Source organism: Tepidicella baoligensis, from assembly GCF_013432195.1.
Lineage (GTDB): Bacteria > Pseudomonadota > Gammaproteobacteria > Burkholderiales > Burkholderiaceae_C > Tepidicella > Tepidicella baoligensis.
The window spans coordinates 207,300-232,753 of record NZ_JACCDB010000004.1 but is presented as its reverse complement, the minus strand read 5'-3'; the positions used below and the strand labels follow the sequence as shown (position 1 = coordinate 232,753).

Sequence of the window (25,454 nt, the reverse complement as noted above, 5' to 3'; positions counted from 1 at the left end):
CGGTTGAATTTCCTATCCGTGCGAGCTCAGGGTTCGGCGCACCAGGTTGGCCTGCAGGCCGGACAGCAGCGCGGACATGAACACGATCACCGCCACGCCGACCCCGACGCCGACGATGATCAGCAGCGACTGCATCCGCCCCTCCTGCAGGAAGCGCAGCGCGGCAATCCACTCGAAGGGCATCCAGGACTTCATGGCGCAGCCCGTGTCCGCACCGCCTGCCCAGCCGCCACATCCACGGCCGCCGGCACCAGCGCTTCCCCGACGGCGACCCCCTCGAGCACCTCGACCCTGCCCGCACCGCGGATACCGAGCCGCACTGGCTGACGCTCGGTGCGGCCATCGCGCACCACCATCACCCAGGGCTGCGCGCCGCCGGTCTCGCGCACCGCTGCCGCGGGAATCATCAGCGTCTGCTCGCGACGCGCAGCCTCGATGTCGATCGAGACCGTCATCTCGTGGCGCAGGTAGGGCGGCGGCTCGGGGACGCGCAGGCGCACCTCGACCGAGCCGCGCAGCGCATCGACCGAGGGCGCGATGAAGGCGAGCTCCGCGGCGAAGCGCTCGCCCGGATAGGCGTCCGCCGAGGCCAGGGCGGGCTGGCCCAGGCGCAGCAGGCCGAGGTTCTTCTCGTCGATCTGCACGGTGAGCTCGGTGTCGCCCGCGGGGGCGATCGTCAGCAGCACGGCGCCGGGCTGCACGGTGTCGCCCGCCTCGACCGCGCGCGTGAGCACCGTGCCCGCGGACGGCGCACGCAGGATCGCGTAGCCGAGCCGGGTCTGCGCAGCGACCAGCGCCGCGCGCGCCTGTTCGAGCGCGCTCTGCGCCAGCGCCACCTCGATGCCATCGGGCTGCTGGCTGTCGCGTTGCAGGCGGGCGCTGGCGACCTGGCTCTCGGCCACCTCCTGCACGCGTCGCGCCTCGTCGAGCTGCGCCTGGCTGTAGAAGCCGCGCGCCACCAGTTCGCGCACGCGACGATGCTGGGCGCGCGCCTGCAATGCGGTGGCCTCGGCCTGGCGCAGCGCCTGCTCGGCGACCGGCAGGCCGAGCTCGCGCAGCTGGCGAAGACGCGCTTCGGCCTGCGTCACCGCGGCGCTCGCCTGGTCGACGGCGGCTTTCCATTCGCGATCGTCGAGCCGGATCAGCGGCTGNGGCGAAGACGCGCTTCGGCCTGCGTCACCGCGGCGCTCGCCTGGTCGACGGCGGCTTTCCATTCGCGATCGTCGAGCCGGATCAGCGGCTGGCCCGCGTCCACGACATCGCCCTCGCGCACCTCCACCGCCACCACGCGCCCGGCGAGCTGGGGCGAGAGTGCGATGCGCTCGGGGGTGCGCACACGCCCGCTCGCCACCACCGACTGGCGCAGGGGCCCCTGCTCGACGCGGTTTACCGTGACCGTCTCGTTGCGCAAGGCGGCGAAGCCGAGCGCCGAGACCACCACCACGAGCGCGCCGACGGTCAGGCGCGATGCCGACAGGCGCCGCGGCGAAGGCGCCCCGGGAGCTCCAGGATGACTTTTCGATTCGGCGCTGCGGGCTTTCAAGATGATCGGGGTTCCATGAGCGCGGCGTTGCGGGGAGGCGTACCCTGCCTCGCCGGACGCGCCGGCGTCAGAGCATGAACATGAGCTTCGCGAGCAGGACGATTCCCAGGCCGAATCCGAGCGCGAGGTAGTGCATCAGCTCGAAGCGATCGATGCGGAAATCCTCCGGACCGCCGGTGACGATCAGGAAGTGCTTGAGGTGGCCCACCGCGCTGCGGCTGCGCGGCTGCATGAAGACGAAGGGCGAGGTCGCGAAGATGGTCAGCAGGCCGAGCGCCATCGTCATCTTGGCGGTGAGCAGCATGCCGAAGCTCGTGGAGATGAAGGACTCGAAGCCGCCAGAATTCTCCACGTAGCCGAAGTACATGTAGAAGCCCGTAATGTAGAGCGGAATCACGGCGAGCGGATAGGTTCGACGGATGCGGCGGAAGAGGTAGAACTCGACGCGCTGGAACACCTCGTCCCCGATCAGCTTGCGGACCGGTTCGAGGATCAGGACCTCCATCGCGACGGCGCCGACGAAGAGGATTGCGCAAAGTAGGTGAAAGAGGACGACGAGCTGATGATCCATGATGTGCTCCCGGAGTAGAGGAAACCGTAATGCGAACGGTTCGCATTTTAGAATATTAGCAGTTTGCGATGGATTGATTCAGATCAAATCGCCCAATCATCCACACCCAGGAACCCACTCGCTTGCCGCGAAGAGCGCGCCGCCACCGGCCGCAACCGGGAGGGCTTATGAAAACTTTTGCCCTGCACGACCCGTGGCGCATGCGCAGGTCAGCTTCGTCCGCCCCGCCACCTGCGGGGACGCCCGGACACGCAATCCCCCTCCGTGGAACCCTCGACCCGCTGCCGCCCGGCACACCGCCGGAAGGCCGGAAGATGGCGTTCCTGCGAAGCCTGCCGCAACCTTTGCAGGACGGCGGCGATCTCGGGACGGACCGGCTCCGCGAGCAGGCGATCGTAGAGCCCGGCGTTCGCCACCTCGGCGGCCACGCCCGCCTCGCACGCCACCTGCAGACTGGGATAACGCTCGACGCGTCCGGGCCAGTCGTTCTCCGGCACCTGCAGGCCGAAGGCGCGGTAGAGGAAGAGCAGCGCCTCGATGTGGCGGGCTTCCGCTTCCCGGATATTCACGAAAGGCGCCACCTCGCCGAAATCGGCGATCACTTGGTCATACGTCGCCCAGGCGTGGTATTCGTCGTCCAGCGCCTCGCGCAAAGCCTCGATTTCATGTTCGGTGAGTCGATCCATCGTTCGATCCTCCAAGATGTCGTCCGCCGGCCCTCACGCCTGCCGGGCCGGTTCATCCCTCGCGGTGCAGCCGCCTGAGGTAGAAAACCTCTCCTTCATGCTCGAGCCTGCGCAGCTCGCCCGAGGCGAGCAGCGCATCCACCAGCGCCATGCTGCCACCGCCCTTATCCAGCAGGGCCTGGATCGCGGAGGTGCGCAGCGGATGCACCGCGCTGATCGCCAGGATCTCGGCGCGCAGGTCGCCGCCGAAGGCGAACACGTCGCCCTCGTAGGCGGTCAACAGCTCCACCTCGAGCCCCTGCTCCGCCAGCGTCCGGAACGCACGCAGGACGACCGCCTCGTCCGGGCCGCGCACCCCCGCAACCGCCGGCGGGCGATGCGGAATCGCGAGGTAGGCATGCGCGATGCGTGTTGCCGCGATGAAGCGGCCCAGCGCGGCGATGTCCTCATCGCCGTCGTTGAGTCCGGCCACCAGCATCGTCTCGCTCACCAGCCGCCCGGCAAACTCCGAGGCGAAGCGCTGGATGCCGCCAAGAATGTCGGCAAGGCGCAGCACGCCGTGGGGGCGATTGATCCGCTCCCAGACGCCGGGGACGACGCTGTCGACCTTGACGCTGACCCAATCCGCCCGGCGCAGCGCCGAGCGGACATCGGCGTACCAGAGGAGCGATGCATTGCTGATCACCGCGATCGGCAGACCGAGTTCGCGCAGCGCGTCGATCGACTCGCAGCCTCCAGCGCCCGCTGTTCAAGCGCCAGCAGCTCCTAAAACCGAAGCAGCCAGCTTCGGCGGCAGTGCCGACGTGGAGTGCGATGTGCTGGTGCTGGGTGGCGGCCCCGGCGGTTACAGCGCCGCCTTCCGCGCCGCCGACCTGGGCCTGAACGTGGTGCTGGTCGAGCGCTACGCCACCCTGGGCGGCGTGTGCCTGAACGTGGGCTGCATTCCCTCCAAGGCGCTGCTGCACGTGGCCGCGGTGATGGACGAGGTGAGCCACCTGAAGAGCGCCGGCATCGACTTCGGCGCGCCGCAGGTCAACATCCACACCCTGCGCGGCCACAAGGAAAAGGTCATCGGCAAGCTGACCGGCGGGCTGGCGCAGATGGCCAAGATGCGCAAGGTGACCGTGCTGCGCGGCTACGGCCACTTCGTCGGCGCCAACCACCTGGAGGTGGAGGAAACCACCGGCACCAGCCAGGACAAGACCGGCGCCAAGAAGGTGGTGGCGTTCAAGCGCGCCATCATCGCCGCCGGCAGCCAGGCCGTGCGCCTGCCGTTCATGCCCGACGATCCGCGCGTGGTGGATTCCACCGGCGCGCTGGCGCTGCAGGGCGTGCCCAAACGCATGCTGATCCTGGGCGGCGGCATCATCGGCCTGGAAATGGGCACGGTGTACAGCACGCTGGGCGCGCGCCTGGACGTGGTGGAGATGCTGGACGGCCTGATGCAGGGCGCTGATCGCGACCTGGTCAAGGTATGGCAGAAGATGAACCAGCACCGTTTCGACAACGTGATGCTGAATACCAAGACCGTGGCCGCCGAGGCCACGCCCGAGGGCATCAAGGTGAGCTTTGCGCCCGCCAAGGACGGCGTCACGGTGCCCGAGCCCCAGGTGTACGACCTGGTGCTGCAGGCCGTGGGCCGCACCCCCAACGGCAAGAAGATCGCCGCCGACAAGGCCGGCGTGGCCGTGACCGACCGGGGCTTCATTGGGGTTGATGTGCAGATGCGCACCAACGTGCCGCACATCTTTGCCATCGGCGACATCGTTGGCCAGCCCATGCTGGCGCACAAGGCCGTGCATGAGGGCCATGTGGCGGCGGAGGTGATCGCTGGCGAACTGCTGGGCGATGCCGCCCTGGCCCGCAGTGCTTTTGACGCGCGGGTCATCCCCAGCGTGGCCTATACCGACCCCGAGGTGGCCTGGGTGGGCCTGACCGAAGACCAGGCCAAGGCGCAGGGCATCCCCGTCAAGAAAGGCCTGTTCCCCTGGACGGCGTCGGGCCGAGCCATCGCCAACGGCCGCGACGAAGGCCTTACCAAGCTGCTGTTCGACGACCGCCCCGAGGCGCATGGCCACGGCAAGATCCTGGGCGGCGGCATCGTGGGTACCCACGCCGGCGACATGATTGGCGAGATCGCGCTGGCCATCGAGATGGGCGCCGACGCGGTGGACATCGGCAAGACCATCCACCCGCACCCCACGCTGGGCGAGAGCATCGGCATGGCGGCGGAGGTGGCGCACGGCTCGTGTACGGACTTGCCGCCGCAAAAGCGTTGACCGCCTGACGAGGGATGCTCTGGCCCCCGGATGGGCAACGGTCCGGGGGCTTGGGGCGCTCCACTCCAGTGGGGATGGAAGCGCCTGTCTCTCAGCCCCCCGGCGTGGCGTTTAGCGCCCGTGGCTGGCGTAATTGGCCTTCATGCGCTCGGCCACATAATCGCCGGCGGTGATGGGCGGGTATTTGCCTTCGGGCGATTCGATGACCACATCGGTGTTGGCCTGGCAGAAAAAGGCGATGCTGAAGCGCGGGCCCATGTATTCCCCAGGCAGCGGATTGCGAACCCGGTGGAAGTTGCTCAGCAGCCGGTCATCGCTCCATCGCATGAGCATGTCACCGATGTTGCAGGTGATCAGGCCTTCATCGGGGGGCACGGGCGTCCATTCGGGGGCGTCGTAATCTTTGCCCGGACAGACCTGAAGCCCGCCCTGACCTTCGCGCTGGTACAGCAGCGTCAGGCAGTTGAAATCGGTGTGCGCACCGCCCCGCACATAATCGAGGCGGTCTTGCACCGATTCGGGGATGGCGTAGTAGTGCAGCAGCCGCAAAGTGCACTGGTAGGTGTCGCTGGCGGGGTGGTGGGCCTGGGTGAAAAAGTCCCGCCCCAGGCCCAGCCGGTCGGCAAAGCAGGACAGCACCTGCATACCCACCTGCCAACTGGCCTGCTCGAAAGCCAGCATGGTGTCCACGAAGCCGGGCAGTTCGTCCTCGGAGGGATACAAGCCGGCCATGCGCGGGCGCGTGATCTGGTAGCTTTCTTTCTGATCGGGCACCCCCGCCGAAGGGCGCACTTGAGTCAGGCTTTCCCAGCCGGCATTGCGGCGCAAGGGGTACTGGGCCTTGACGGCCTGCGGGAGGGCGAAGAAGCGCTCGCTCATGGCAAATGCGTGGCGCACCTGTGCCAAGGGGATGCCGTGGTTGCGCAGCTGGAAAAACCCCACCTCGACGGCCGCGCGCCAGAGTTGATCGGTGATGTCGGCACGGCGGGCCTCAAAGTCCGACAGATCGATCACGGGCACGGTGCGTGCCAACGTTTCGGTGCCGGCCTGGCCCAGCCGGGCCTCTTTGCGCAGTTCTTCAAGGGTGTAGTCGGTCGCGGCATGCATGGAAATGCTCCTGAAATGGTGGAAAGACACATCGCAAGAGCAATTTCCCGCCATCGGTACGACGGCTGAACGCTTCTACTCTCACCATAATCCTAGCAAACCCTATGCCATGGCGTAGGCTGAGGGCGCAGTGGCTGGCGTGCGGCAAGGGTTGGCACGGTTCTTGAATGGTGAGGACACGGAGTAGAAGCGTTCAGCCGCCGTCATCACGGCAGCCCGGAAATTGCTCTGAGGGCCCTGTGCAGCCTATGGGTTGCATGGGCATTCGCCGAGTGTTTTCTCTTCCGGAGCTTATCCATGCAACGCCGTCAATTCCTGTTGTCTTCCTCCCTGGCTGCAACGGCCGCCGCCCTGGCGCTGCCGGGTGTTCACGCGCATGCCAGCGGGCGCCTCACGCCCCTGAAATTCACGCTGGACTTTCGCGTGACCGGCCAGACCTCCCCCTTCTTTCTGGCGCTGCAGCGCGGCTACTACCGTGAAGAGGGACTGGACGTGAGCATCGATGTGGGCGCCGGCTCAGTGGCGTCGATCACGCGGATTGCCAGTGGCGTGTACCAGATGGGGTTGGGTGACATCAATTCACTCATTGAGTTCCAGTCCGCCAACCCACCTGTGGTGCAAGCGGTGTATCAGTATTACAACCGCGCGCCATTTGCCATCATCGGCCGCAAGGACCGCGGCATCACCCAGGACTTTGCCAGCCTCCAAGGCAAGCGGGTGGCCGCAGCGGCGGTCGAAGCCACGCGCCGGGCTTGGCCGATCGTGGCCAACCAACTGCGGGTGGGTCCGGACTTCTTCCAGTGGGTAACGACCGATTTCAGCGCGCGCGACAACGTGATGGTGCGTGGCGATGTGGACGCGGCCACTTATTTCCACGATTCGGCCGTCTCGCTCTTTGCCCGCATGAATCCCCAGTTGCTCAGCGTGCTGCGCTACACCGATGCCGGCGTCAACCTCTATGGCAATGCCATTTTGGCCAGTCAAGCCCTGCTCACACAGCAGCCGCAGGTGGTGGCCGCTTTCTTGCGGGCCACCAACCGGGCGATTGTGGATACCCTGGCCGACCCGCTGCCAGCGATTGCGGCCACACGCCAGCGCGAGCCCATTCTGGATGAGCGCATCGAACTGGAGCGCTGGCGCCTGACGGCCGAATACGTGGCCGCGCGTGACACCGCCGCGCACGGGTTGGGCGATGTGGTGCGCACCACGTTGGAACAGCAGGTGGAGCAGGTGGTGGAGATGTTCGGACTCAAGAGCCGGCCGAGTGCAGATACCTTGTTTGACCGCAGCCACTTGCCCGCTGCTGCCAGCCGCAAGGTGAGCGCATGAACGCGGTGGCGCTGCCCCCTCAAGTCCCGCTGTCTGCGGAGGATGGCCGCTATCTGCGCATGGCCATTGACATGTCCCGCGTGGCCAGAGCGCGTGGCAATCGGCCCTTTGGCGCGGTGATCGTGTCGGCTACTGGGCAGGTCTTGGCCGCCGTGGCCAATAGCAACGGCGAGACCGGGGACTGCACCGCGCATGCAGAGGTCAACGCCATCCGGGTGGTGAGCCCGCACCACAGCCGCGAAGCGCTGGCCACCGCGACGCTCTATTCATCGGCAGAGCCCTGCGTGATGTGCGCTGGCGCGATTTTCTGGAGCAACATCGGCCGCGTCGTTTTCGGCATCGATGCCCAGCGGCTGCGGGTGTTCCGTGGCGAACGCCCGGAGCAGCGCGACGCCGAACTCTCCTGCCGCGACGTGTTCGCCGCCTCCCCGCACCCGATCGAGTGCGTGGGGCCGGCGCTCATCGACGAAGCCAGCGAGCCGCACCAAGGTTTCTGGCGGCGTTAGCCGCAAACCGACGAAGCGCGCGCCTGCGGCCCCGGGGATGCAACAAGGTTGACGCAGATCAACATACCCATTGGGGTACTTGGTCAGAATCGATCGGGTTGTATTCGTGGAGTCCCGATGTTCACGCGCTTGCGGTATACCCTGCGCACATGCACGCGGCCCTTGCTGGCCCTGCATGTGCTGTTTTTCAGCAGCATGTCGGCCTGGGCTCAAGCCGCCGTGCCTCCGGTGTGGGCCGCTCAGGTGGCCGCCGCCGAGGCCATCGCGCAGCAGCGGTGCGCCGTTTGCCATGGCGATCAAGGCCAAAGCGTGGCCCCTGACTTTCCCCGCCTGGCAGGACAGAATGCCAGCTACCTGTTCAAGCAACTCAAGGACTTTTCCGAAGGCAAGCGCAAAAGCACTGTGATGGGGGATAAAGCCCAAGCCTTGACGGCAGAGCAGATGTATGCCCTGGGCTTGTACTACCAGAGCCTCACGCCGAGCGTGACCCTGGTGACCGATGCCCAACTGGCGCAAGTGGGGCAATTCGTTTACGACCGGGGCAACCCGCATACCGCCTTGCCCGCGTGTGTGACCTGCCACGGGACCGGCGCCCGCGGCACGGCAGAACTGCCCCGCTTGGCCGGCCAGCATCCGCAGTACCTCATCAAGCAAGTGATGGCCTTCCGCAGCGGGGAGCGGGCCAACGACAACACCATCATGCATTTGGTGGCCAGCCGCGTGTCGGACATGGAGTTGCAGGCCGTCGCCACCTATCTCGGAGGGCTGAAATGAAACGCCGACGCTGGCTGAGCGCAGGGCGCTGCATCGGGGTGTTGGCCGCTGCGCTGGCCATGGCCGCTGGGGCCTGGGGCATCGACGTGGATCAGGTGCCCGCCAACAAACGGTCTGCCTCGGGCCTGCACCTCACGGCCGTGGAAGCCGCGGCCATGAAGGCGCAATTGGGCGATCGGGTGCTGATGATCGACATCCGAAGCCGCGCCGAAGCCATGTTCGTCGGCATGGCCAGCGCCGTGGACTTTTTGGTGCCTTTGCTGGACTTCCCGGAGTTTTGGGAGTGGAGCGACCAGAACAATGAATACGTCTTGCAGGCCAATCCCCGTTTCGTCCGCGACATCGAGGAGCGCCTACAGGCCAAAGGGCTCACCAAGAACGACCCCGTGATCCTGATCTGCCGCTCTGGCGTGCGCAGCAACGCGGCCAGCGGCTTGCTGGCAGACATGGGCTTTGCCCAGGCCTATACCGTGATCGACGGCTTCGAGGGCGATGTGGCCCGAGACGGCGAGCACAAGGGGCAGAGGGTCGTCAATGGCTGGAAGAATGCGAAGCTGCCCTGGACTTACCGGCTAGAGAAGGCCAAGATGTACCTGGCCCCCCTGTGAGGCGTGGCGCGGGCCTGTTCGGCTGCTCAAGCCTCGGCCGGCTCGGCAATGCCGCCGACCACCTGGCTGAAGCCCCCGTCCACATAGGTGATTTCGGCGCTGACGCCCGCGGCCAGATCGCTCAGCAGAAAGGCGGCCACGTTGCCCACGTCATCGATGGTGACGTTGCGGCGGATGGGGGAGTTTTCCGCCACCACGCTGAGGATTTTGCCGAAGCCCTTGATGCCGCTGGCGGCCAGCGTCTTGATGGGGCCGGCGGAGATGCCGTTGACGCGCAGGCCGCGCTGCTTGCTGCCGAGGGATTCGGCCAGGTAGCGCACCGAGGCTTCCAGCGATGCTTTGGCCAGCCCCATGGTGTTGTAGTTGGGCACGGTGCGCACGGCGCCGAGGTAGGTCAGCGTCAGCAGGGAGGCGTTGTCGTTGAGGTAGGGCAGGGCCGCCTTGGCCATGGCCGGGAAGCTGTAGGCGCTGATGTCGTGAGCGATGCGGAACGCCTCGCGGCTGAGGCCATCGAGGAAATCGCCAGCAATGGCTTCGCGCGGCGCATAGCCGATGCTGTGCACGAAGCCGTCGAACGTGGGCCAATGGGCCGAGAGCTCGCGGAACAATCGCTCGATTTGCGCATCATCGCTGACATCGCATTCGAAAACGAGCTTGGAGTCGAAGTCGGCGGCAAATTCGGTGATGCGGTCCTTGAAGCGCTCCCCCACGTAACTGAAGGCCAGCTCCGCGCCTTGCGCGCGGCAAGCCTTGGCAATGCCGTAGGCGATGGAGCGGTTGGACAGCACGCCGGTGATGAGCAACTTTTTGCCTGCCAGAAATCCCATGGGTCATTTCTCCTGTGAATGTCGTGCAGAATTGTCGCATGCGTTGGCTGTCGTTCCTGTGGCGGATCGGGATGCTGTGCGGGCTGGCCCTGGCAGGGCCGTCGGCCTGGGCCGCGCACGCCTATGCCCAGTTCGGTGATATCAAGTACCCGCCCGGCTTTGCCCACTTCGCCTATGTCAACCCGGATGCGCCCAAGGGTGGGGAGATTTCGCTGGTCTCGCCCACCCGCATCAGCAACTTCGACAAATACAACCCCTTCACCCTGAAGGGCACCGCGCCGCCCAACATCACGGGCCTCATGTTCGAGACCTTGCTGACGGGAACTATGGACGAGCCCACCACCGCTTATGGCCTGCTGGCCGAGGACGTGAGTGTGGCGGCCGATGGCCTCTCGGTCACTTTCCGGCTCAACCCCAAGGCCCGGTTTCACAATGGTGACCCGGTGCTGGCCGAGGATGTGCGCCATTCTTTCGAGACGCTCATCAGCCCGCAGGCCGCGCCGCAGTTTCGCACTTATTTCAGCGAGGTCAAGGGCGTGCGGGTGCTGGGAGAGCGCGTCGTGCGTTTCGACTTCCATCGCGCCAATGCCGAACTCCCCCTGATCGTGGGCAGCCTGCCGGTGTTCAGCCGTCAGTGGGGGGTGGTCAATGGCCAGCGCAAGCCGTTCGACCAGATCGTGCTCGACGAGCCCATCACCTCGGGGCCTTATCGGATCGGGCGAGTGAACTTTGGGCGCGACATCACCTATGTGCGGGATCCGAACTGGTGGGCGCAGGACCTCAACGTGCGGCGGGGGATGTTCAATTTCGACCGCATCACGTTCAAGATCTACAAAGACAACACGGCACAGCTCGAAGCTTTCAAGGCCGGTGAATTCGATTACATCCAGGCATTCATCGCCCGCGAGTGGGCGCGCTCCTACACCGGGCGCCGGTTCGACCGGGGCGACCTGGTCAAGCGCGAGCTGGCGCACGGCAATGCGGGAGACTTTCAAGGGTTTCTGTTCAATACCCGGCTGCCCAAGTTTCAGGACCCGCGGGTGCGCGAGGCCATCGGGCTGGCGATGGATTACGAGTGGCTGAACCGCCAACTCTTCTACAACGCCTACGAGCGGGTCAGAGGCTATTTCGTCGCCAGCGATTTCGAGGCCCGGGGCCTGCCTGGCCCCGACGAACTGGCGTTGCTGGAGCCCTTGCGCAGCCAGTTGCCGCCCGAGGTGTTCGAGCGGGAGGTGCCGCTGCCGCCTTACACCAGCCTGGACCCGGACTCGGGGCAGACCCTGCGCGACAACCTGCGCCGCGCCCGCGACCTGCTGGCCGAGGCAGGCTGGCGCTACCGCGACGGCGCCTTGCGCAATGAGCGCGGCGAAGTGTTCACCATCGAGTTTCTGGACAACAGCGGCTCCATGGGCCGGGTGGTGACGCCGTTTGCCAAGAACCTGGAGCGCCTGGGCATACGCGCGACCTACCGCGTGATCGATTTCGCCATTCTGCAGAAACGGCTGGACGTGTTTGACTTCGAGGTCATCAGCGTGCGCTGGCCGGGCAGCGAGGCGCCGGGCACCGAACTGCTGGACCGGTTTGGTTCCGCCGCGGCCGATACCGAAGGCTCCAGCAACCTGATGGGCGTCAAGCACCCGGCGGTCGATGCCCTGCTGGACCACGTGGTGACGGCCCGCACGCGCCCACAACTGGTGGCGGCGCTGCGGGCGCTTGACCGCGTGCTGCGCCATCAGCACCTCACCGTACCGCATTGGTTTGCCAGCGTACACCGTATCGCCTATCGGGCCGGCCGGTTCGAGCAACCCGCCGCCATGCCGCGTTACTACCAACCGGAGAGCTGGGTGCTGGCCACCTGGTGGGCCAGTCCCGACAACCTGAACCCCGCACCGGGGCGGAGGCGCTGACCATGTGGGCTTACATCCTCAAACGGCTGCTGCTGATGATTCCGACGCTGTTCGGTATCCTCCTCATCACTTTCGTGGTGATCCAGTTCGTTCCCGGCGGCCCGGTGGAGCAGATGGTGGCGCAGTTGCAGGGCCGTGATACCGGCGGGGAAGGCGCCGCGGTGGCGGGGGCGGGCTATCGGGGTCGGCAGGGGGTGGACGCCGAGCGCATCGAGGAAATCCGCCAGCTCTACGGCTTCGACAAGCCGGCGCACGAGCGCTTCATCCAGATGCTCGGGCAGTTCGCCCGCTTCGACCTGGGGCAGAGCTTCTTCCACCACAAGGCGGTGTGGGAACTGGTCAAGGAGAAGCTGCCGGTGTCCATCAGCCTGGGGCTGTGGACCTTTTTTCTCAGCTACACCATTTCCATTCCGCTCGGTATTGCCAAGGCGGTGCGGGCGGGCACGCGGTTCGACACGGTCACCAGCCTCATCGTGCTGGTGGGCTACGCGATCCCGGGCTTCGTGCTCGGGGTGGCCTTGCTGGTGATTTTCGGGGGGCAATTGCAGTGGTTCCCGCTGCGAGGCCTCACATCGAGCAACTGGCATGAGTTGAGCTTGTGGGCCAAGATCGTGGATTACCTGTGGCACATCACGCTGCCGGTCACGGCCAGCGTACTCGGCGCCTTTGCCGTGACCACCATGCTGACCAAGAACGCCTTTCTGGAAGAGATACGCAAGCAGTACGTGCTCACCGCCCGCGCCAAGGGCCTGAGCGAGCGGCGCGTGCTCTGGAAGCACGTGTTTCGCAACGCGCTCATCCCCATCGTCACCGGGTTCCCAGCGGCCTTCATCGGGGCGTTCTTTGCCGGCTCGCTGCTGATCGAGACGCTGTTCTCGCTCGACGGCCTGGGTTTGCTGAGCTACGAGAGCGTGATGCGGCGCGACTACCCGGTCGTGCTGGGCACGCTGTACCTTTTCACCCTGATTGGCCTGGTGACCAAGCTGATCAGCGACCTTTGCTACGTCTGGGTGGACCCCCGTGTCAAGTTCGACTGACGCCATCGCCTCTTCGCCCGATGCCGCATGGGTGGCGGATGTACCCACGGTGGCCCGCTCGCTGAGTCCCAGCCAGCGGGCGTGGCAGCGCTTTAGGCGCAACCGGCTGGGTTTCTGGAGCCTGGTGATTTTTCTCACCCTGTTCGTGTTCAGCCTGGGGGCAGAGCTGATTTCCAACGACAAACCCCTGCTGGCGCGTTACAACGGCGAATGGTTCGTGCCGCTGTGGCACAACCCGCCCGAAACGGCGTTCGGCGGTGATTTCGAAACGCCCACCGACTACCTGGACCCGTTCATCCAGCGCCAGTTCGAGCAGCCCGGCAACTGGGCCTTGTACCCGGTGAATCGCTACCACCACAGCACGTTGAACTACTTTGCCAAGGAGCCGCACCCGGCACCGCCCACGAGCGACAACTGGCTGGGCACCGACGACCGCGGCCGCGACATCGTGGCCCGCCTGCTGTACGGCTTTCGCTTGTCCATCCTGTTTGCCTTGGCGCTCACCGTGATCGGGGTGCTGCTGGGCGTGGTGGCCGGGGCCATTCAGGGCTTCTACGGGGGCAAGGTGGACCTGGCTTTCCAGCGCTTCATCGAGGTTTGGGGCTCCATGCCGGAGCTCTACCTGCTGATCATCTTCTCGGCCGTCTTCGAGCCCAGCGTGTGGATATTGCTGGTGCTGCTGAGCCTGTTCGGCTGGATGGGGCTGAGCGACTACGTGCGGGCCGAATTCCTGCGCAACCGCCAGCTCGACTACGTGCGCGCGGCCCGCGCCATGGGGCTGAGCAACGGGCAGATCATCTGGCGTCACATTCTGCCCAACAGCCTCACGCCCGTGGTCACCTTTCTGCCGTTCCGCATGAGCGCGGCCATTCTCGCGCTCACCTCGCTGGATTTTCTGGGGCTGGGGGTGCCGCCGGGCACGCCATCGCTGGGCGAATTGCTGGCCCAGGGCAAGAACAACATCGACGCCTGGTGGATTTCACTGTCCACCTTTGCCGTGCTGGTGATCACGCTGTTGCTGCTCACCTTCATGGGGGACGCCCTGCGCGATGCGCTGGACCCGAGAAAGGCCGACCGATGAATGCCGTTCAGGAGACGTTGCTCGACGTGCGTGGCCTGCGCATCGGCTTCGGTGGGCAGACCGTGGTGCACGGCATCGACTTTCAAGTGAGGGCGGGCGAAAAGCTGGCACTGGTGGGGGAGTCGGGGTCGGGCAAGACGGTGTCGGCCCTGAGCCTGCTGCGGCTGGTGCCGAATGCCGACATCCAGGGGCAGGCCCATTTTCAGGGGCGGGACCTGTTGCGCCTGAGCGAACGGGAGCTGCGTGGGGTGCGTGGCGACGAGGTGGCCTGTATCTTTCAGGAACCGATGACGGCGTTGAATCCGCTCTACACCATCGGAGACCAAATTGCCGAGGTTCTCACGTTGAAGAAGGGCTTGTCGCCGCGTGAGGCCAGCCGCCGGGTGGAGGAGTTGCTGGCCTCCACGGGTATTCCCGAGCCGGCACGCCGCGCCCAAGCCTTTCCACACCAGTTGAGCGGCGGCCAGCGCCAACGGGCCATGATCGCCATGGCGCTGGCCAGCGAGCCACGGCTGCTCATTGCCGACGAACCCACTACCGCTCTGGACGCCAGCCTGCGTGGCCAGATCCTGGAACTGCTGGGAGAACTCCAGCAGCGCCTGGGCATGGCGGTGCTGCTCATCACCCACGACCTGCATCTGGTGCGCCAGTTCGCCGACCGGGTGGCCGTGATGGAAAAGGGACACCTGGTGGAGCAGGGCGGTGTGACCGAGGTGTTCGAGCAACCGCAACATGCCTACACCCGCAAGCTGCTGGGCAGCCGGCCGCCACGCGGACTGCCCGCCCATGAACCTGCGACCGAGCCACCCGTGGTGCAAGCCCGGGACCTGGTGGTGGCTTACGCCACGCCTTTGCCGGGAATCGTGGGCTGGTTCCGGCGCGGGCGTTTCGAGGCGGTCAAACAGGCCCGGTTTTCCCTGGCCCCGGGGCGCACCCTGGGCGTGGTGGGGGAGTCGGGTTCCGGCAAGTCCACGTTGGCACTCGCCGCGCTGGGGCTGCATCCGCACGAAGGGCAGTTGCAGATCATGGGACGGCCCTGGCCGCAGGGCAGGGGCAGCGTGGCCGAGGCTCGACGCCTGCGCCAGCAGGTGCAGGTGGTGTTCCAGGATCCGTTTTCGTCCCTGTCGCCGCGCATGACGGTGGAGCAGATCGTCGGGGAGGGGCTGAGTGTACACGCGCCGCAACTCGATGAAGACCGGCGCCGCGAGCGCGTCGTGCAGACCTTGCGCGAGGTGGGCTTGCTGCCCGACCTGCCGCCTGATCTGCTTTCGGTCTGGTTGCAGCGGTATCCGCACGAGTTTTCGGGCGGGCAACGCCAGCGCCTGGCCATTGCTCGTGCGCTGATCGTCCAACCCCGCGTGCTGGTGCTCGATGAACCCACCTCCGCACTGGACGTGACGGTGCAAAAGCAGGTGATTGAACTCTTGCTGCGGCTGCAGCGCGAGCGGGAACTGAGCTATCTGCTCATCACCCATGACGTGGACGTGATCTGGGCCATGGCCCATGAGGTGATGGTGATGCAGGCCGGAGAGGTCGTTGAGAGCGGTCCGGCCGAGCAGGTGCTGCGAGCACCCGCACACCCCTATACCCGTCAGTTGCTCAGCGCCTGGGAGCCGCTGTGATCCAATGTAGGGTGATGTGGCATCAGGTGGACGTATGACAGAACACGATGGGAAGTCCCCGGCTCGGCCGGCGATCGATGCGCTTTCGCCGCTGCGCTGGCTGGCATGGGGGTGGCGGGATCTGGTCGCCAATCCGCTCCCGGGACTCATGCACGGGGTCGGGCTGGCTGGGTTTGGTGGGTTGCTGCTCTGGTTGGCGCATGACCAGTTCTGGTGGCTGGCCGGCGCGTTTTCCGGGTTCCTGATCGTGGCGCCGGTGCTGGCCACGGGGCTCTACACCGTCAGCCGCCAGGCCCAGCAAGGCGAAAAGGTCTGCTGCCGCGAGGTGCTGAGGGTGTGGTTGTCGGGTGACCGGCGGCTCATGGGCTTCGGTCTGCTGCTGGCCTTGGCGGGCACGGGTTGGGTGCTCACCTCCGCCGGTTTGATCACGCTGTGGTCCGTGGCGCCGGTGGAAAAGCCGGTCGATTTTCTGCACCATGTGGTGCTGGCCCCTGCTCCCGGCCTGTTCGAGGTGTGGCTACTGCTCGGGGCCCTGCTGGCGGCACCGATGTTCGCCTCCAGCATCGTCACCCTGCCCATGCTGGTGGACACGCAGGCCCCGCTGTGGGTGGCGGTGGGCGAGAGTTGGCGGGCGGTGGGCAGCCATCCGGTGGTGATGGCGTTTTGGGCCCTGCTGATCGTGACGCTTGTCGGACTCGGCCTGGCTACGCTGATGCTGGGGCTGATCGTGATCGTGCCGGTGCTCGGGCATGCGAGCTGGCACGCCTATGTCGATCTCAAGCGCGCGGGTTCGATCCGCACGCCTCGGGCTTGAGACGGAGCGACCCGATGCAGGGAACCATTTTCGGCTATACCGAGGGGCAGATCGCCCAGTTCGGCCTCACTTTCGGGGTGGGGGCCTTCATCCTTTACATGCTGTTCATCGTGCTGAATCTGGCCCGCGAATCCAAGGCGGGCAAGTTCGGCACATTCATTCTGTTTCTGGTGCTGTCGTTCGGCATGCTGGGGTTTCTGGCCAAGAACGTCATCAAATGGGTCTTGGGACTGTGACCTGCCGCTATGTTGCAGACCCACCGGTTTTTCAGGGTAAAGCATGAATGAGCCGACTTTTCAACTGCCCAACATCGAGCGCACGGATGTGTTTCCCGTGGGGGAGGCGATTCTGGCCTGCACGGTGGAGGGCTGGAGCGACAACACCGTGTCCGGTCATCTGCTGGACTTCGACACCGAACGGCGCGTCCTGAAGCTGCGGCTTCGGGGTGAGGAGCGCAGCCTCAGCCTGAAGTTCAATCAGGTCAAGCGCCTGCGCATCCAGCACCATGCGCCGACGGATACCGAATTCAGCCCGACCGGGCTGCCGGGTGCGGATGCGAGCCAGGCCCAGTCGTTCGTTGTGTTCCTGCGTGATGGCTCGCTGTATTCGGGCATTTGCTACCGGTACGAAAAAACCGACCAGGGCCTGTGGATCTTCCCCAAGCGCAATCTCGATGGCGACCCCTACCGGGTGTTCGTGCCCAAGAACGGCATCGTCAGGCTGGAAATCCGGGAAGGCGATGAGGCGTTGATTTCCGACGCCGACTTTGCCCAGACCATGCTCTACGAGGGACCTGTGGAGCCCGCCTTCACCTCCGAGACGGTGGAAAAGTCCACGGTCGAGACGCACGAGGAGCTGCTGGAAGCACTCAGGCGCCAGAGCAGCCTCAAGCCGGTGCCGATCGGGCAGGCCCTGGTGGGCTTGGGCAAGATCACGGTCGATCAGCTCAATGCGGTGCTCAAGCTTCAACAAGCGGACAAAAAACGCCCGTTGGGGCAAATCCTGCTCGAAAAAAAACTCGTCACCGCGGCCGATCTGCAGACCGCTTTCGCTCGAAAGATGGGTTATCCCTTCGTCGATCTGGCCAAGTTCCCGATCGACGCCTCGGCGCTGCGTCGTGTGCCTTTTGCCCTGGCGTTGCGGTTGCAGGTGCTGCCTATCCTGGACCAGGGTAAATCCATCGTGGTGGCGATGACCGATCCGTTGCAGTTCAAGGTCATCGACGAGCTGGAGTTCACCACCCAGCGCAAAGTGATTCCGGTGGTCAGCACCAGTGGTGAACTGGTGGACAAGATCAAGAAGGCCTACCGAGAGATCGGCATGAGCGATCTGGCCAGCGCGACGTCCTCGTCCAAAGCGGCTCCTGCCACAGCGCCCGCCGGCGAGCCGAGTGCTGCCCAGGTGGATGCGATGCAGCTCGCGGTCGAGTTGACGGGCGAGGCGGTGGAGGTTCAGGACGACGAGCGCCCGATCGAGCAGTCGGACAACACGCTGGTCAGGCTGATCAACTCCATGATCACCGAGGCCTACTACCAGCGGGCTTCAGACATCCACATCGAACCCTATCCCGGGCGGGAGAAACTGGTCATCCGCTTTCGCGTCGATGGTCAGATGCGGCCCTATCTGGAACTGCCGTCGAGCTACCGCAATGCCCTGATCGCGCGCATCAAAATCATGTGCGATCTCGACATTTCCGAACGGCGCAAACCGCAAGACGGCAAGATCCATTTCGCCAAGTTCGGCGGGCTGGCCATCGAATTGCGCGTAGCGACCATTCCCACCGTCAACGGTCTGGAAGACGTGGTGCTGCGTATCCTGTCTTCCTCCGAGCCGATGCCGCTGGACAAGCTGCAGCTCAGCCCGCACAACCTGGCCGCGTTCGAGGCCATCGTCGAACGGCCCTACGGTCTGTTTCTGTGTGCCGGCCCCACGGGTTCGGGCAAGACCACCACGCTGCACTCCGCGCTTCGCCAGATCAACACGCCGAGTCGCAAGATCTGGACCGCCGAAGACCCGGTCGAGATCACCCAGCGCGGGCTGCGCCAAATCCAGGTCAACCCGAAAATCGGTTGGACGTTTGCGGCTGCCCTGCGTGCTTTGTTGCGGGCCGACCCGGACGTCATCATGGTGGGCGAAATTCGCGATCAGGAAACGGCCGAAATCGCGATCGAGGCGGCCCTGACCGGACACTTGGTGCTGTCCACGCTGCACACCAACTCAGCCGCCGAAACGGTGGTGCGGCTGGTGGATCTCGGGGTCGATCCATTTTCTTTCGCCGATTCGCTACAGGGCATCTTGGCCCAGCGCCTGGTACGACGCCTGTGCCTCTCGTGCATCCAAACCGAGGCGGTCTCCAAAGCGTTGCTGGAGGAGCTCATCGCCGATTACCAGGCGCAGTTACCCTATGAGCATCCGCTGCGCGACCACGACACCCTTATGGCCGACTGGCTCAAGCGTTTCGGCCGCGACGGCCAACTGTTCGTCAGCCATGCCAGCGGCTGCGACCGTTGTGGCCACACCGGCTTCTATGGCCGGCTGGCGGTGCACGAACTGATGAGCAACTCGGCCGAAATGCGCCACCTGATCCAGAGCCGATCCCGCCCGACGGAGGTGCAGGTACTGGCCATCCAGGAAGGCATGCGGACCCTGCGCCAGGACGGCATCGAGAAGGTGTTGCAGGGCCTGACCAGCCTGGCCGAGGTGCGTTCCTCGACTCTGGGCTGAACGGTTCAACAACCGCGCGTGATCGGCATCTCCACTTCTTTCGCGGCCAGGAGGTGGTGCCGTGCCAGTTCCAGCTTGGCGATGGCGTTGCGGTGCACCTCGTCGGGGCCGTCGGCCAGGCGCAGGGTGCGCTGGTTGGCATAGGCGTAGGCCAGAGGGAAATCGTCGCTCACACCGCCGCCGCCGTGGGCCTGGATGGCCCAATCGATGATCTGGCACGCCATGTTGGGCGCCACCACTTTGATCATGGCGATCTCGGCCTTCGCCACCTTGTTGCCCACGGTGTCCATCATGTACGCGGCCTTGAGTGTGAGCAGGCGGGCCTGCTCGATCATGCAGCGGGCTTCGGCGATGCGCTCGTGCCAGATGGACTGGGCGGCCACCGGCTTGCCGAAGGCCACGCGCTGGCTCAGTCGCTTGCACATCAGCTCCAGTGCTCGCTCGGCCGCTCCGATGGAGCGCATGCAGTGGTGGATGCGGCCCGGCCCGAGCCGGCCCTGCGCGATTTCGAAGCCACGCCCTTCACCGAGCAGGATGTTGCCTGCCGGCACGCGCACGTTTTCCAGCACCACCTCCATGTGGCCATGGGGTGCGTCGTCGTAGCCGAACACCGACAGCGGGCGCACCACCCGGACGCCAGGGGCATCGGCGGGCACCACGATCATGGATTGTTGCGAATGGCGGGGCGCCTCGGGGTCGGTCTTGCCCATGACGATATAGACCGCGCAACGCGGGTCACCGGCGCCAGACGACCACCACTTGCGGCCATTGATCACATACTCGTCGCCCTGGCGCTCGATGCGGCACTGGATGTTGGTGGCATCCGAAGAGGCGACCTCGGGCTCGGTCATCAGGAAGGCGGAGCGGATTTCGCCGCGCAGCAGCGGCTCCAGCCAGCGGTCCTTGAGGTCTTCCGAGGCGTAGCGCTCCAGCGTTTCCATGTTGCCGGTGTCGGGGGCCGAGCAGTTGAACACCTCGGGCGCGAAGGGCACGCGGCCCATGATCTCGCACAGCGGGGCGTACTCCAGGTTGCTCAGGCCTTCGGGAGCGCGCTTGGAATGCGGCAGGAACAGGTTCCACAGACCGGCCTCGCGGGCTTTGGGTTTGAGCTCCTCGATCAGTCTGGTGGGAACCCAGGGGTTGCCCTGGGCACGGTTGGCGGCGATTTCCTCGAAGAAGCGGCGCTCGTTGGGGTAGATGTGCTCGTCCATGAAGGCGAGCAGACGGGCCTGCAGGGCCTTGACCTTAGGGGTGTAGTCGAAATCCATGTGGGGCTCCTGTGGTGGATCGGTGCGGGGGTGTTCAGGCCCGCTGGGCAAAGGACCAGGCCAGTTCGGCCATGGGGCGGGCACCCGCGCCCGACTGGCGGGCCTGGGCGCTGGAGGCGGTGCCGTCTTCCACCCGCTTGGCGATCCCCTGCAGGATGGCCGCGAGGCGGAACATGTTGTAGGCGAGGTAGAAGTTCCAGTCGGCCATGAGGGCCTCGGGGGTGGCAAAGCCGGTATGTTCGCAGTACAACGCCATGTATTCCTGCTCGGACGGGATGCCGAGCGCGGCGATGTCCAGGCCGGCGATGCCACGGAACATGCCGGGGGGGATGTGCCAGGACATGCAGTGGTAGCTGAAATCGGCCAGCGGGTGCCCGAGGGTGGACAGTTCCCAGTCCAGCACCGCCAGCACGCGGGGCTCGCTGGGGTGGAACATGAGGTTGTCGAGCCGGTAGTCGCCGTGCACGATGGAGACCATGGCCTCGTCCCGGGCCATGGCCGGGATGTGGGCGGGCAGCCACTCGATGAGGCGATCCATTTCCGGGATCGGCTGGGTGATGGAGGCTTGGTACTGCTTGCTCCAGCGGCCGATCTGGCGCTCGAAATAGTTGCCCGGCTTGCCGTAGTCGCCGAGGCCGGCGGCGCGGAAATCCACCTTGTGCAGCGCGGCGAGCACCCGGTTCATTTCCAGGTAGTGGGCGCGGCGCTCGGCCGGTGACATGCCGGGCAGGGACTGCTCCCACAGCACGCGGCCGTCCACATGCTCCATGACATAGAAAGCACGGCCGATGACGCTTTCGTCCTCGCACAGCACATGCATGCGGGCCACGGGCACATCGGTGCCGGCCAGGCCGCTCATGACGCGGAACTCGCGCTCGATGGCATGCGCCGATGGCAGCAGCCTGGCCACCGGGCCAGGTTTGGCCCGCATCACGTAGCTGCGTGCCGGGGTGATGAGGCGGTAGGTCGGGTTCGACTGCCCGCCGGCAAACTTCTTCACCTGCAGGGGCCCGCTGAAACCGGCGAGGTGAGCGGTCAACCAACGCTCCAGGGCAGGGATGTCGATGGCGTGACCGCCTGGGGAGGAGGCATCGGCCTGAGGGGGGGAAGGGGTGTCACTCATGGCCGATGGGGTCTCCGGTGGGGGGTCAGTGTTCGGCTTCGGCGATGCGCATCAGCGCTGAGCGGTCGCGCACCACCAGCCCGCCCGGTTCGATGCGGATGGCTTCCTCGCGCTCCATGGCTTTCAGCTCCTGATTCACCCGCTGTCGCGAAGCGCCCAGCATCTGGGCCAGTTCTTCTTGCGCCAGTTGCAGACCGATGCGGATTTCGTTGCCGTTGGCCAGGCAGGGCACGCCATAGCTGCGCACCAGGTGCAGCAGTTGCTTGGCCAGCCGGGCCCGCAGGGGCAGGGTGTTGAGGTCCTCCACCAGGCCGAACAGGTTGCGGATGCGCCGCGCCTGCAGCCGCAGCAGTGCCTCGTACAGCTCCACGTGCTGCGACAGGATTTTCTGGAAGTCGTTGCGCGCCACGCACAGCAGCGTGGTCGGGCCGTGGGCATAGGCGTCGTGCGTGCGTTGGTCGCCGTCGAACATCGCCACGTCGCCGAACCACACGCCCGGCTCCACATAGGTCAGGGTGATCTGCTTGCCCGACAGCGACGTCGAGCTCACGCGCACGGCGCCCTTGGCCACGGCGGACCACTCGGAGGGTGGGTCGCCTCGGGCCACGATGAGGTCGCCGTCCTTGTAGCGTTTGACGTAGGCGCATCGAAGGATGTCGTGTCGAAGTGAAGGGGAAAGACTCGTGAACCAGCGACCGCTGTTGATCGCCTCGCGTTCTTCCATTGTCAGAATCGGTTCGTCCATCGTCTGTCTTGTGAGTGACTGGGGGTGCATGGAAATGTCTCGCGGGTGACGCGGCGGCTTCAACGGTAGCGTGCCGGGCGCTTGTCCAGGAAGGCGCTGATGCCTTCGCCGCCGTTGGGGTGGTGCAGGTTGCGGACGAACTGGTCACGCTCCTGCCGCAGGTGGGCGCTGAGTGGTTGCTGCGCGGCATCGTTGACCAGCTCCTTGATGCTGGCCAGGGCATTGGGCGCCTTGGCGTTGAGCGATTCGCAGAGTTCCAGCGCCCGGTGCAGCGCCTGACCGGGTTCGGTGACATGGTTGATCAAGCCAAGCTGCTGCAGCCGATCGGCACCGAAGCGTTCGCCCAGCATCAACAATTGCATGGTGGTGGCACGCGGCAGCTGCCGCGCCAGGTTCCAGCTGCCGCCGCCGTCGGGCGAGAGCGCCACGTTGGCGTAGGCCATCACGAACACGCTGTCGCGGGCTGCGACCAGGAAATCGCATGCCAGCGCGAGCGAAAAACCGGCGCCCGCACACGAGCCTTCCACCGCTGCCACCACCGGTTTGGAGGCACTGCGCACCGCTTCGATCCAGCCATGCAACCCTTCGATGCTCTCGGCCTGGACCGCGGGGGGGTGCTGGCGGTTGCCCAGCAGGCGTTGCAGATTGCCCCCGGCACAGAAGTGGGGGCCTTCGCCGGTGATCACGATGGAGCGCACGTCCGGGTTGCCGTCGGCGGCGTTGAAGGCCTCGACGCCGGCGGCGTACATTTCGGGGCCCAGGGCGTTGCGGTGGTCGGGGTTGCTGATCGTGAGCACCAGGGTGGCATCCACGCTGTGGCTCTTCAGGGTCGCTGGCATGTGTCAGTCCTCCACGTGTGTCAGGTTCAGGTTGGGTGCGCCGCGGCCCACGGCGGCGGCCGTGTGGTGCAAAGAGGGGTTCATGCGGTCTCTCATGGGGTGCGGGTCAGGTGCTTGTGCCAGAATGTAGCGCTGACAACGATACACATATCCGCACCACAAGGAACAAAACATGCTGAAGCTGGGGATGGGAAGCGTGCTGCTTGCGACAACCACCCAGGTCGTTGCGGTCTCGCTCGGTGCCACGCAAGGCAACGTCATTATCGGTCGTCCGCTCGATATCCTCATCCAAAGCAGCATCGATGCTTCCGAAGCCGCTGCGGGCTTGTGCCTGGAAGCCGAGGTGATCTACGGCGACATGCGCGTTGCGGCCACGGCGATCACAGCGGAGATCCACCGGGTCGGCACCGGTGGGGCGGGTGCTTTGCGGGTGCGCGCCACCGAGCCGGTGAATGAACCGATCGTGACGGTGACCATCCAGGTCGGCTGTCAGACGCCGTTTCGCCGCAGCTACACCCTGCTGGCGGATGTGGAACCTCGCTTGGCCACGCCAGCTCCGGCGGCTTCGGGACCTGTGCTGGTCCAGCGCCCGCCTGCGCCTGCGGCAGCGCCTGTCGAGGGGCTGGCGCCGGTGCGCGTCGCAGGACAGCCTTCGACCGCTGCGGCAACGCCTGCTCGATCTGCAGATTCTGCCGCGCTGCAGCCCGAAACCCCGATTCGCCTCTCCGCACCTGCCCCTCGCCCCGCAGCAGTGACGCGCATGCTGTCCAAGACCCGTCCGCTGCCCGTCGTGGCGCCACCCCCCGTGCAAGACGACCCTCGGCATGCCGCTGGCACCGTCACCCTGCCGCAGGACGAGCCCGCGGCGGGTTCGCGTCTGCAACTCGATCCGGTCGACATGCCTTCTGCCGGCGCTGCCTCGGACAGCGGCAGCGCCCCCATGACCTCCGACGCACCAGTTCCGACCGTCGCGGCGGTGGAACCGAATCCTTTGCAGCAAGAGCTCGAGGCGCTGCGGGCAGAGCAGGAGCGCCTGCGGCTGGCGCTGGAAACCATGAATGCCCAACTGCGTGCCGCTGAGCAGGCGCAACAGGGGTCATCCGCCCTGGTGTATGGGTTGGGAGGCTTGTCGCTGTTGCTGCTGGCTGGGCTGTGGTATGCGTGGCGTACCTGGCGCCGGTCCGCCGCATCGGCTCCTGTGGCCGTGCCCTGGTGGGAGTCCTCTTTGCCGCAGCCGGCGCAGACGGCGCCGGCTGGGCCGCCCGGTGAGGTTTCACCGCCCGATGGCATGGACGGTCTGGAGGTTGCCGATGCACGCGAATCCATGTTCCACGAGGTCCCGGTCGCCCCATTGGACCTTGCCGCGCTGGAAGACACCTGGCAGCAGGCGCGCTTCTGTGAGTCCATCGGTCAATTCCAGGAGGCCATGGCAGCGCTGAGTGCTTTCGTGTCTGATAGCCCGCGGGCATCGGAGGCCCCGTATCTGCTGTGGTTGCAGCTGGCCCAGCTCCATGGCAGCGAGAACGACCGCAGCGCCGCCCAACGGTTTTACGAAACGCATTTCCAACGCCTGGTACCCGAGAGGGCCCAGTTCTCGGCGTCTCGTCATCTCGATGAGGACACGGCCTTCATCCAGGCGCTGGTGCGCGAATGGCCTCGCGCCGCGGCGGGCGATCTGTTGGCGCGTGCGCTGGCCTCGCAGCCCGGTGCGGCAGACAGCCCGCTGACCGTGCGTACCCTGGCCGCGTTCGATGACCTGCTCATGCTCAGAGGCGTTTGGGAGCTTCGCGAGGCTTGCTCCGACACGCCCCAACAGGAGACGGCGCTGCCAGTGACGGACTGGAAGTCCGTGACCGAACTGTCCCCCCGTCCGGGAGGGGCCGCTGCGGCGGCTCCGATGCTGGATTTCGAGCTGCCGTCCGCACCGCCCCTCAGTGGGGCCGACGAGTCCTCGGGTTCGCCAACATCTGAAAAGCGTGAGGACCATACCCTCGACTTCGATGTCGGCTCGTTCGAACTCGAACCCCCAATTCAGACCAAGCCGGACGACCCCAAAACCTGAAC

General features: G+C 65.8%; 24 protein-coding genes. 13 read left to right on the top strand and 11 right to left on the bottom strand.

Going from position 1 to position 25,454, the window contains the following annotated elements; all coding sequences use genetic code 11:
• Positions 1–12: 12 nt before the first annotated feature.
• The 5 genes from HZS63_RS07115 to HZS63_RS07095 all read right to left on the bottom strand — a co-directional run bounded on the left by HZS63_RS07115 (position 13) and on the right by HZS63_RS07095 (position 3,485).
• Positions 13–195 carry a hypothetical protein gene (locus tag HZS63_RS07115; protein WP_219339115.1) on the bottom strand — a complete coding sequence of 61 codons (183 nt, stop codon included), beginning with the start codon at positions 193–195 and terminating at the stop codon, positions 13–15.
• Entirely contained in the window at positions 192–1,214 is a 1,023-nt protein-coding gene (locus HZS63_RS07110) for an efflux RND transporter periplasmic adaptor subunit (protein ID WP_219339114.1), read from the bottom strand. The genes HZS63_RS07115 and HZS63_RS07110 overlap by 4 nt, the downstream gene beginning before the upstream one ends.
• Before the next feature lie 396 nt (positions 1,215–1,610).
• Entirely contained in the window at positions 1,611–2,114 is a 504-nt protein-coding gene (locus HZS63_RS07105; protein ID WP_180683347.1) for a hypothetical protein, read from the bottom strand.
• A 209-nt stretch (positions 2,115–2,323) separates the two neighbouring features.
• Positions 2,324–2,800 (bottom strand): ferritin-like domain-containing protein, encoded by a 477-nt coding sequence (locus HZS63_RS07100; RefSeq protein ID WP_180683346.1) that lies wholly within the window; start codon positions 2,798–2,800, stop codon positions 2,324–2,326.
• Positions 2,801–2,852: 52 nt separating this feature from the next.
• A complete protein-coding gene (locus tag HZS63_RS07095; protein WP_180683345.1) occupies positions 2,853–3,485 on the bottom strand; it encodes a radical SAM protein in 633 nt (210 codons plus the stop codon).
• Between HZS63_RS07095 and lpdA the strand changes: the two genes are divergently transcribed.
• Entirely contained in the window at positions 3,478–5,079 is a 1,602-nt protein-coding gene (gene lpdA / locus HZS63_RS07090; protein ID WP_246316228.1) for a dihydrolipoyl dehydrogenase, read from the top strand. The genes HZS63_RS07095 and lpdA overlap by 8 nt on opposite strands.
• Before the next feature lie 111 nt (positions 5,080–5,190).
• On the opposite strand, the gene HZS63_RS07085 is transcribed toward lpdA, so the two are convergent.
• Positions 5,191–6,186 carry an isopenicillin N synthase family dioxygenase gene (locus tag HZS63_RS07085; RefSeq protein WP_180683344.1) on the bottom strand — a complete coding sequence of 332 codons (996 nt, stop codon included), beginning with the start codon at positions 6,184–6,186 and terminating at the stop codon, positions 5,191–5,193.
• Between the two features lie 297 nt (positions 6,187–6,483).
• Here HZS63_RS07085 and HZS63_RS07080 point away from each other — a divergent pair, with 297 nt between their 5' ends.
• The 4 genes from HZS63_RS07080 (at position 6,484) to HZS63_RS07065 (ending at position 9,403) form a co-directional block, all read left to right on the top strand.
• Positions 6,484–7,515 carry an ABC transporter substrate-binding protein gene (locus HZS63_RS07080; protein ID WP_133596374.1) on the top strand — a complete coding sequence of 344 codons (1,032 nt, stop codon included), beginning with the start codon at positions 6,484–6,486 and terminating at the stop codon, positions 7,513–7,515.
• Positions 7,512–8,021 (top strand): nucleoside deaminase, encoded by a 510-nt coding sequence (locus HZS63_RS07075; RefSeq protein WP_180683343.1) that lies wholly within the window; start codon positions 7,512–7,514, stop codon positions 8,019–8,021. Before HZS63_RS07080 ends, HZS63_RS07075 begins: the two co-directional genes overlap by 4 nt.
• A gap of 117 nt (positions 8,022–8,138) precedes the next feature.
• A complete protein-coding gene (locus HZS63_RS07070; protein WP_180683342.1) occupies positions 8,139–8,795 on the top strand; it encodes a c-type cytochrome in 657 nt (218 codons plus the stop codon).
• Positions 8,792–9,403 (top strand): rhodanese-like domain-containing protein, encoded by a 612-nt coding sequence (locus tag HZS63_RS07065; RefSeq protein ID WP_180683341.1) that lies wholly within the window; start codon positions 8,792–8,794, stop codon positions 9,401–9,403. The genes HZS63_RS07070 and HZS63_RS07065 overlap by 4 nt, the downstream gene beginning before the upstream one ends.
• A 26-nt stretch (positions 9,404–9,429) precedes the next feature.
• On the opposite strand, the gene fabI is transcribed toward HZS63_RS07065, so the two are convergent.
• Entirely contained in the window at positions 9,430–10,230 is an 801-nt protein-coding gene (gene fabI / locus HZS63_RS07060) for an enoyl-ACP reductase FabI (protein WP_180683340.1), read from the bottom strand.
• A 38-nt stretch (positions 10,231–10,268) separates the two neighbouring features.
• On the opposite strand from fabI, the gene HZS63_RS07055 reads away from it, so the two are divergent.
• From HZS63_RS07055 to HZS63_RS07025, 7 genes are read left to right on the top strand one after another with little or no spacing between them, the layout of a single operon-like run.
• Positions 10,269–12,137: an extracellular solute-binding protein gene (locus HZS63_RS07055; protein WP_180683339.1), complete on the top strand. Its 1,869-nt coding sequence runs from the start codon at positions 10,269–10,271 to the stop codon at positions 12,135–12,137.
• Between the two features lie 2 nt (positions 12,138–12,139).
• Complete coding sequence (locus tag HZS63_RS07050) at positions 12,140–13,174, top strand: microcin C ABC transporter permease YejB (protein WP_180683338.1); 1,035 nt, start codon at positions 12,140–12,142, stop codon at positions 13,172–13,174.
• Between the two features lie 4 nt (positions 13,175–13,178).
• Complete coding sequence (locus tag HZS63_RS07045) at positions 13,179–14,255, top strand: ABC transporter permease (RefSeq protein ID WP_425505929.1); 1,077 nt, start codon at positions 13,179–13,181, stop codon at positions 14,253–14,255.
• Positions 14,252–15,877 carry an ABC transporter ATP-binding protein gene (locus HZS63_RS07040; protein ID WP_180683337.1) on the top strand — a complete coding sequence of 542 codons (1,626 nt, stop codon included), beginning with the start codon at positions 14,252–14,254 and terminating at the stop codon, positions 15,875–15,877. Before HZS63_RS07045 ends, HZS63_RS07040 begins: the two co-directional genes overlap by 4 nt.
• Before the next feature lie 34 nt (positions 15,878–15,911).
• Positions 15,912–16,691, top strand: a complete 780-nt coding sequence (locus HZS63_RS07035) for a DUF2189 domain-containing protein (protein ID WP_180683336.1) — start codon at positions 15,912–15,914, stop codon at positions 16,689–16,691.
• 14 nt (positions 16,692–16,705) lie between these two features.
• Complete coding sequence (locus HZS63_RS07030) at positions 16,706–16,927, top strand: DUF2788 domain-containing protein (RefSeq protein ID WP_180683335.1); 222 nt, start codon at positions 16,706–16,708, stop codon at positions 16,925–16,927.
• Between the two features lie 43 nt (positions 16,928–16,970).
• Positions 16,971–19,415: a GspE/PulE family protein gene (locus tag HZS63_RS07025; RefSeq protein WP_246316215.1), complete on the top strand. Its 2,445-nt coding sequence runs from the start codon at positions 16,971–16,973 to the stop codon at positions 19,413–19,415.
• A gap of 5 nt (positions 19,416–19,420) precedes the next feature.
• On the opposite strand, the gene HZS63_RS07020 is transcribed toward HZS63_RS07025, so the two are convergent.
• From HZS63_RS07020 to HZS63_RS07005, 4 genes are read right to left on the bottom strand one after another with little or no spacing between them, the layout of a single operon-like run.
• Positions 19,421–20,683 carry an acyl-CoA dehydrogenase family protein gene (locus HZS63_RS07020; protein WP_180683334.1) on the bottom strand — a complete coding sequence of 421 codons (1,263 nt, stop codon included), beginning with the start codon at positions 20,681–20,683 and terminating at the stop codon, positions 19,421–19,423.
• A 34-nt stretch (positions 20,684–20,717) separates the two neighbouring features.
• A complete protein-coding gene (locus HZS63_RS07015) occupies positions 20,718–21,806 on the bottom strand; it encodes a phosphotransferase (protein ID WP_180683333.1) in 1,089 nt (362 codons plus the stop codon).
• 25 nt (positions 21,807–21,831) lie between these two features.
• Positions 21,832–22,551 carry a Crp/Fnr family transcriptional regulator gene (locus HZS63_RS07010; protein WP_180683332.1) on the bottom strand — a complete coding sequence of 240 codons (720 nt, stop codon included), beginning with the start codon at positions 22,549–22,551 and terminating at the stop codon, positions 21,832–21,834.
• A gap of 59 nt (positions 22,552–22,610) precedes the next feature.
• On the bottom strand, positions 22,611–23,390 hold the full coding sequence (locus HZS63_RS07005) for an oxepin-CoA hydrolase, alternative type (RefSeq protein ID WP_180683331.1): 780 nt from the start codon (positions 23,388–23,390) through the stop codon (positions 22,611–22,613).
• A gap of 172 nt (positions 23,391–23,562) precedes the next feature.
• Between HZS63_RS07005 and HZS63_RS07000 the strand changes: the two genes are divergently transcribed.
• Positions 23,563–25,452 (top strand): type IV pilus assembly protein FimV, encoded by a 1,890-nt coding sequence (locus tag HZS63_RS07000; RefSeq protein WP_180683330.1) that lies wholly within the window; start codon positions 23,563–23,565, stop codon positions 25,450–25,452.
• Positions 25,453–25,454: the final 2 nt, after the last annotated feature.

Excerpts from the sequence above, each read along its gene's own strand:
- HZS63_RS07115 (WP_219339115.1), bottom strand. The coding sequence starts at position 195 with ATGAAGTCCTGGATGCCCTTCGAGTGGATTGCCGCGCTGCGCTTCCTG.
- HZS63_RS07105 (WP_180683347.1), bottom strand. The coding sequence starts at position 2,114 with ATGGATCATCAGCTCGTCGTCCTCTTTCACCTACTTTGCGCAATCCTC.
- HZS63_RS07100 (WP_180683346.1), bottom strand. The coding sequence starts at position 2,800 with ATGGATCGACTCACCGAACATGAAATCGAGGCTTTGCGCGAGGCGCTG.
- HZS63_RS07085 (WP_180683344.1), bottom strand. The coding sequence starts at position 6,186 with ATGCATGCCGCGACCGACTACACCCTTGAAGAACTGCGCAAAGAGGCC.
- HZS63_RS07080 (WP_133596374.1), top strand. The coding sequence starts at position 6,484 with ATGCAACGCCGTCAATTCCTGTTGTCTTCCTCCCTGGCTGCAACGGCC.
- HZS63_RS07075 (WP_180683343.1), top strand. The coding sequence starts at position 7,512 with ATGAACGCGGTGGCGCTGCCCCCTCAAGTCCCGCTGTCTGCGGAGGAT.
- HZS63_RS07070 (WP_180683342.1), top strand. The coding sequence starts at position 8,139 with ATGTTCACGCGCTTGCGGTATACCCTGCGCACATGCACGCGGCCCTTG.
- HZS63_RS07065 (WP_180683341.1), top strand. The coding sequence starts at position 8,792 with ATGAAACGCCGACGCTGGCTGAGCGCAGGGCGCTGCATCGGGGTGTTG.
- fabI (WP_180683340.1), bottom strand. The coding sequence starts at position 10,230 with ATGGGATTTCTGGCAGGCAAAAAGTTGCTCATCACCGGCGTGCTGTCC.
- HZS63_RS07055 (WP_180683339.1), top strand. The coding sequence starts at position 10,269 with ATGCGTTGGCTGTCGTTCCTGTGGCGGATCGGGATGCTGTGCGGGCTG.
- HZS63_RS07050 (WP_180683338.1), top strand. The coding sequence starts at position 12,140 with ATGTGGGCTTACATCCTCAAACGGCTGCTGCTGATGATTCCGACGCTG.
- HZS63_RS07040 (WP_180683337.1), top strand. The coding sequence starts at position 14,252 with ATGAATGCCGTTCAGGAGACGTTGCTCGACGTGCGTGGCCTGCGCATC.
- HZS63_RS07035 (WP_180683336.1), top strand. The coding sequence starts at position 15,912 with ATGACAGAACACGATGGGAAGTCCCCGGCTCGGCCGGCGATCGATGCG.
- HZS63_RS07030 (WP_180683335.1), top strand. The coding sequence starts at position 16,706 with ATGCAGGGAACCATTTTCGGCTATACCGAGGGGCAGATCGCCCAGTTC.
- HZS63_RS07025 (WP_246316215.1), top strand. The coding sequence starts at position 16,971 with ATGAATGAGCCGACTTTTCAACTGCCCAACATCGAGCGCACGGATGTG.
- HZS63_RS07020 (WP_180683334.1), bottom strand. The coding sequence starts at position 20,683 with ATGGATTTCGACTACACCCCTAAGGTCAAGGCCCTGCAGGCCCGTCTG.
- HZS63_RS07015 (WP_180683333.1), bottom strand. The coding sequence starts at position 21,806 with ATGAGTGACACCCCTTCCCCCCCTCAGGCCGATGCCTCCTCCCCAGGC.
- HZS63_RS07010 (WP_180683332.1), bottom strand. The coding sequence starts at position 22,551 with ATGGACGAACCGATTCTGACAATGGAAGAACGCGAGGCGATCAACAGC.
- HZS63_RS07005 (WP_180683331.1), bottom strand. The coding sequence starts at position 23,390 with ATGCCAGCGACCCTGAAGAGCCACAGCGTGGATGCCACCCTGGTGCTC.
- HZS63_RS07000 (WP_180683330.1), top strand. The coding sequence starts at position 23,563 with ATGCTGAAGCTGGGGATGGGAAGCGTGCTGCTTGCGACAACCACCCAG.